At 55.0% G+C, this 5,872-nt stretch carries 6 protein-coding genes; all 6 read right to left on the bottom strand.

Annotated elements, in window-relative coordinates; all coding sequences use genetic code 11:
* Positions 1-995: 995 nt before the first annotated feature.
* Positions 996-1,715, bottom strand: a complete 720-nt coding sequence (locus Pla100_RS30050; protein WP_146583064.1) for a hypothetical protein — start codon at positions 1,713-1,715, stop codon at positions 996-998.
* A gap of 178 nt (positions 1,716-1,893) precedes the next feature.
* Positions 1,894-2,328: a hypothetical protein gene (locus Pla100_RS30055; protein ID WP_146583066.1), complete on the bottom strand. Its 435-nt coding sequence runs from the start codon at positions 2,326-2,328 to the stop codon at positions 1,894-1,896.
* Positions 2,329-2,453: 125 nt separating this feature from the next.
* Positions 2,454-3,080, bottom strand: coding sequence for a hypothetical protein (locus Pla100_RS30060; protein WP_146583068.1), 627 nt, complete (start codon positions 3,078-3,080; stop codon positions 2,454-2,456).
* A 355-nt stretch (positions 3,081-3,435) separates the two neighbouring features.
* Positions 3,436-4,776 carry an IS91 family transposase gene (locus Pla100_RS30065; protein ID WP_146583070.1) on the bottom strand — a complete coding sequence of 447 codons (1,341 nt, stop codon included), beginning with the start codon at positions 4,774-4,776 and terminating at the stop codon, positions 3,436-3,438.
* A 343-nt stretch (positions 4,777-5,119) separates the two neighbouring features.
* Positions 5,120-5,557 carry a hypothetical protein gene (locus Pla100_RS30070; RefSeq protein WP_146583072.1) on the bottom strand — a complete coding sequence of 146 codons (438 nt, stop codon included), beginning with the start codon at positions 5,555-5,557 and terminating at the stop codon, positions 5,120-5,122.
* 130 nt (positions 5,558-5,687) lie between these two features.
* On the bottom strand, positions 5,688-5,872 hold a 185-nt coding region (locus tag Pla100_RS32105; RefSeq protein WP_231603816.1), incomplete at its 5' end, for a hypothetical protein.

The following is a 5,872-nucleotide window of genomic DNA, read 5'->3' on the forward strand; positions in this document are numbered from 1 at the left end:
CGTCTTCGGGAGGGCGAATGATGAAGGTGCGTCTAAGCGGCAGTCAAACGCGTCAAAAAACACGAACAGTGTGCTTGAGGCGGCTGAACCGCGTGGTGACTTCGCTCGTTTTGGCGCGAAAGCACCCGATCAATCCACGCATTCGATCTCGCATAGGTACCACCATCCGTACCGGAGTACCAAGCACGGAAGCAATAACCATACAGGCGATAGGCTGCGTGGGAAATCCAACCGGGCTTCTTGAACAGAGGACTTGAGCTTCGGCTAGTGGCACTGGCTTCGGGCAGCGACTTACGGACCAGCCGAGAAAAAGATTCGAACTCAAACCACGCCTCGCCGCGAAGTCAAATCCTTATTGGTTATCCGCGATTATGACTACGAGGCGGATCGCCAGCGAGCATGGGCCGCGCGAGCGGAAAACAACGACGGAACGTCGCCGGCATGATCCCCGCGAGGGGAAAACAACGGCGGGACGCCGCCAGCTTGGGCTTTGTCCTGGCCTGAGCGAGGACAGTCATCCCCAAATCGACCGTTTTAGAGTTGTTGCTAAGGAAGCAAGCAATCCACCGCACAGCGTTATCAGCAAAAGTATAAGCGTCGCGTACCCAAACCAGGAAAGCACTTGGTCGTACGGTATCGTGGACCAAGTGCTGCGATTGCCGGGTATTGGCGAATTGATGAAGCGAATGACCGGTGGAATCGAGACCAATGTAACCACGGCGAGCGTTGCGATGCCGGTTAGTTTTACACCACGGCGGAAACTCTGGAATGCTGCTTGCGCAAATGTTAACGGAGGATTCCGGGTCGACGGCAGATTGTTGGTACTTCGCGATGGTTCGTAAGGGTTGAGAGTTTCCATGCCGGATGTCGTGCGGGGGTTTCGGTCGGATAACGTTACGGTTCAGCGGGGCCGCGCGAACGACTCACCACTTCAAAAACGTCAACTCGCGGCCTCCGTTGCAACCGATGGTTCTGTCTTTACGTGGATTCCCATGCTACAAAATGGTTGCAGCATTCGCCGGTGCGTTTTCAGGTACTTCCCCGACCTTGTTTGATTTGCGATGAAGGCAACGAGCGAGCCAGTACCCAAATAGCCCGCAGATACTACCGATAAACGAATGACAGACGACCTCAAAGTCTTCGCGTCGAGGAAATAGTGCGGTTGCGGAATCAGCCGTAAGTTGTGAATGATATTTTGCTTTGCCGAGGGCATCCCAATATTCCCCGCGTCGCTCTTGATACCCTGGTCTTTGAAACGCTTCCGTCGGGTCGTCTTCATAAACGTAAACCGATTCGCGAGGTGTGTTTCCGAGTCTATCAGCAATTTCCGCCGGCTCAATTTCTTCGGCGTTTACATAAACCTTGCCATCGGAAGCAAGGTAGACAGTTGCAGCAGCAGCTTCAGGCGCTCTCAGGCGGCTCACACTCCGGTGCAATCGCGCGATTGCAACGGAGCTGAGCAGTTTTGGACGAGTATTTGATGAAAACCATGGACCAAAAACTAGCGTTAAGTAACAGAATCCGAACACGAAGAAAACGGTCCAATACCGACGTCGATGACGATCACATATTGCACCAGCAAAGGCGATCGCAATTGACACGACAGCGAAGGTGAAGGCAACACTCGCCCAGAACCAGTCTGCATTCCGAGCGGCTCCGATTACAAGTGCCACGAAGGCAATTGACGTGAGAAGGTTTGCCAATGAGTAACTCAAGTTATGAAACTTCAAAACGAATAGAGGAGATGTTAGTCAGTTTCCATCAGTGACAGAACGCCGATGGTCAGCCGGTGGCGGCTGACGATTTTCCATTCTGTTTCGTGTGCCACCGCCACTCGGCTGCACCATTTGGTTCTTCGTGCTCCGACTCCGTCACAAATGAGCTCGGTCCAGTCTATCGGCTACGGCTAATTTTTGCGATTTCGTCAAGCATTACCTGTCGCCATTGTTGGTATCGTGAACCGGCCGGACAAAGCTCTGCGTACCGGTCCCAGATCCAGTTAATCGTGTCCATGTCGACTTCGCGTTGAAGTCTTGCCTCAATTTCCTGTCGATGCTTTCTAATTGCCGCTCCGTCTTTGAAGCCCCAAACAAGGCTGTTGCCGTTTAAATTGTTCGTCCAGTCGACGGCGATCTTCCATTGCGTCTGTTCCATATCAGGCGGACAACGGCTAGCAAGGGACTGAATCAGGTTGTGAAGCTTTTGCGTTTCGCGGTAGGGTTCTTGAACGTGACGGAACCAGACGATGCCACAAGTAATTGCGGCGACGGCAATTACCCATCGCAACCAGCGTCGGCGGCGAGAAGCGGTAGGTTCTCTTGCGTCCATCAATCCGGACTCGTTTGCGAAGAACGCCTAAAATCACGCGGTTGCGGCCGAATGACTTGCCATCAGGAAACGCGCGACCCGCAACTCGCGTGCATTTTTTTGTTAGGCCAATCCGGAGGACGCCGCTAATTGTCTGGACGACTGATGCGGACACTCCATCCTTTGGCGATTGACTTCTGTTTCTCGGACCACGAGATCACCACATCCATCGCCATGTTTTGGGCGATGTCGGACGTGATGACGCGGTTTGCCGTATGCTGAATGAAGATGGTGAAATCTCCAACAACAACGACATAGCCATGTGCCAAGGCGGATTGTGAATCATCGCCCCCATTTTCATACACGTAGGTGTATTCGATTGCTCGGAAATTCAGCTTGTGGCCTGCGGAATGATTTCGAACGTTGATCGATACGACGTGATGACGAACCGTGTCATCAATGGGTTGTCCCAGTTTTCGCGTCAATGCGTAGGCGTAGCCACTGGACGTGATAGTTTCGATTGATGCCTGTCGGACTGGGCTGCTGTCGATACTCAACCTCGGCGTATGCCACGCAACACACGCGACGACGTCACCAGTTTTAGCGTGCTTGTAGTGTCGCCATGAGAATTGACCATCGTCTACTTCGCCATCGTCGGTGCTGGACCATTCGTTTCCGGGATTCGGGAAGGTACGAAACGCAGGTGCGTCAGGCTCAGCAGCACCGAGCGAGGTGGCAACAGCAAGACACAGAACGGCTATTGCATGTTTCATTTGTGGCCTAACGAAATGCGATCTATCCGATGGTCAGGCGTTAAAAAAGCTCAACTTGCTAGTTGAGCTGGCCGCCTGACTTTCGGATAGATCGTGCGTTGAACTTTGTCGATCGTGATCGCCACCCTGGAAAAAACGTATGCGGAATCAATCCGGCGGCTTGATTACAACAAGCCCGGATTCTAAGCCCCTCGAGTGCTCGAGTGCAAGTTGTCGCGACAGATACACTTTGCTTGGCATCGTTTCCGCATGCTTTTGGCCTTCATTTTTGACTCGGGCGCAGCACCTAAACTGCGATCCCTCAATTGAGAGATCGCATGGCACCCAACGCACCAAGACCAATCGCGTCCCCACATTAGTCATCCCGATACCACCACGGTCGATATCGGCTGGACATCACATCGCTCCATGAGGGTTTGCTCGACCACCGGATCAGTTCCATCTCTTCGTCACAATGCGGGCACGTAGGCACTGTGTCTTCGTCGCTCGGCTCATCGCGGTCTGGCTTGGCGTCCGCTGCTTGCGGCGGCTCGTCTTGCGAGTTCATCCAAGCCGCACATTCTTTCAGATACCGATCACGATGACGGTTGCTGAAGCCGCCGTAACGGCGTGACTTGGTAAAGCCCTTGGGAAGAATGTGCATCGACCAACGACGGGCGAACTCGATCCCGCTAAGTGTGTACGGGGCACTACGGCCATCGCCGCCGCCAGTCTGATCGCCGACGCGTGCCCAAAATTGAACCTTTCCGTCTTCATGCGAGATCAACCGACGATCACTGATTGGACCACCGGTCATGTAACGTGCCAGATATTTCGCGACGTGTTCCGGGCGGCAGTCTTCGTTCGGCGGAGCCTGGATGAACGATACCCATGTCTTGTTCTCAAAACGCCCCAGCCACTCGTCCCAATTCGCCTGTTCTTTCAAGCAACTCCAGTCACCTTCCAGCTTGAGCTTTTCCCGCTCACGCAGTTGCACAAGACCCTTTAAGACGAACTCCCGATAGCGTTTGCGAAGTTCCTTGGCATCCACCAAGTACGGCGTCGACGATGGCTTCCCGCTCCGCTTACGACTGCTGATCCACCCCGGACGCGATCGATCAAGTGACGGGCCACCGCCAGGAACTAACGCATGGACATGCGGATGCGCTTCGAGCTTTTGATTCCAAGTATGCAGGACCATCGCTGCGGCAGCCTCGAATCCTTGTTCCAACGCAATCTGGTCACGCAGAGCTTGCCAAGCGGAATGAAACAATAGGTTGTAGATTTCTCGACGGTTGCCCAACGACAACGCGGCGAGTTCTTCCGGCAAAGTAAAGACGACTTGGAAATAGGTGACACCGGGAACCAGCAATTCGCTAGTGGAGTCCAGCCAATCGGCTCGCTTGGCACCGCTGCACTGAGGGCAGTGTCGGTCACCGCAGGAGTTGTACAGCGGTGTCTCCGACTGGCATCCTCGGCAGCGATAGACATGACCTCCTAAAGCACGCGTTCGGCACAGCGACAGTTTCGCCAACGTGCTTTGCACCTGGGGCACCGCCTGCGCGGCATGCTTTTGAAGGTAGAGCGGAGCGTACCGTTTGAGTATCCCGGCAACACTCAAGCCGGGTGCTGACGAAACCGTCTCGTCAAGCTTCTCAATACCGGCCGCAGCCGGACAAGCAATTGCCGCCGAAGGCGGACTTGGGAGGACAATCATTGCGAACCGAACAGCGAGCAAGCGGTGACACACCGCGTCGCCTTGCTCGGCAAGTGGTGGTCAAAACCACTAAGGCTATTCACAAGCCTGTACGCCGCATTCGATTTCGTTAGTTATCCGGACAACGAATTTGTATATCCGAGCGCCCCTCCTGCAACAACCGTTCTGCGCTGGCGTTCCGATGCCCTATCTGGGTTGCCATGAGCAACGCGATGGCGGCTCGCCGCCGGCGCTCAAACGCAACGCACCTACGTCGTCACGATTACGCACTCCGATCACGATCGATTAAGTTCAACGATTCGGATCACGTGGTCGCCGCGAACGACTCACCACTTCAATAAACTCAACTCGGCGACTCACGTGCATCCGTTGGTTCCCCGCGATTCACCATCTCAAAACCATCTGCCGCGCGGACCCAGTCATCGCGAGTGTAACGCACAAAGTCGACATATTCTGCCCGGCATTTTGCGACGCGATCGGCATCCCAGTTCGTGATCGATTCAACCGCGGCGGCGAAATGCGGCAAGCCTCGCCATAACCAGCGTCCGAAGATGGAGTATGCAGTATCCCAAGGGCACGAGTCTGGCGGCCATGACGCGTCCATCGGACGAAAGCATTGTGCGATCAAGTCCGTGAGACGATCGATTGCCTTTTGATGCTGTGGTGTTTCTTGCAATACCCGTCCGAGTTCGAGGCACATATCGTCGATCAATCCAGATGCGGCACGCGGATACGGCACCTCAAGTTCGCGAAAGAGCTCGACGATTTCGTTGTCGTTCATGCAGTCAATGTGCGCATCAATTCAGTCGGGGAACGGCGGCGATATGCGGGCGGCGGCGTTTGAAGTCATTGCTACCAAACCGGCGACCATCGCCGCTCCGTCATCATTGCATCGTTACGAGTCAATCATTTTAGCATCGTGCCCACCGGCTTGCCATCAACTTCGACCCGACGGCTTTTGCCGACAGTCGCCACCATTGGTCCGGCGTCGGACAATGCCCCGCCGGGCAGGCGTCGGTTTGTGCCCCGCAGGGCAGTCCTGAACTGTGCCCCGCAGGGCCGGCGTTGAACATGCCCCGCAGGGCGACACTGGACG

Source organism: Neorhodopirellula pilleata (assembly GCF_007859915.1).
In the GTDB taxonomy this organism is placed as follows: Bacteria; Planctomycetota; Planctomycetia; order Pirellulales; family Pirellulaceae; genus Rhodopirellula; species Rhodopirellula pilleata.

Coding starts and splice junctions, on each gene's coding strand:
- Pla100_RS30055 (WP_146583066.1), bottom strand. CDS start 2,328: ATGGACGCAAGAGAACCTACCGCTTCTCGCCGCCGACGCTGGTTGCGA.
- Pla100_RS30060 (WP_146583068.1), bottom strand. CDS start 3,080: ATGAAACATGCAATAGCCGTTCTGTGTCTTGCTGTTGCCACCTCGCTC.
- Pla100_RS30065 (WP_146583070.1), bottom strand. CDS start 4,776: ATGATTGTCCTCCCAAGTCCGCCTTCGGCGGCAATTGCTTGTCCGGCT.
- Pla100_RS30070 (WP_146583072.1), bottom strand. CDS start 5,557: ATGAACGACAACGAAATCGTCGAGCTCTTTCGCGAACTTGAGGTGCCG.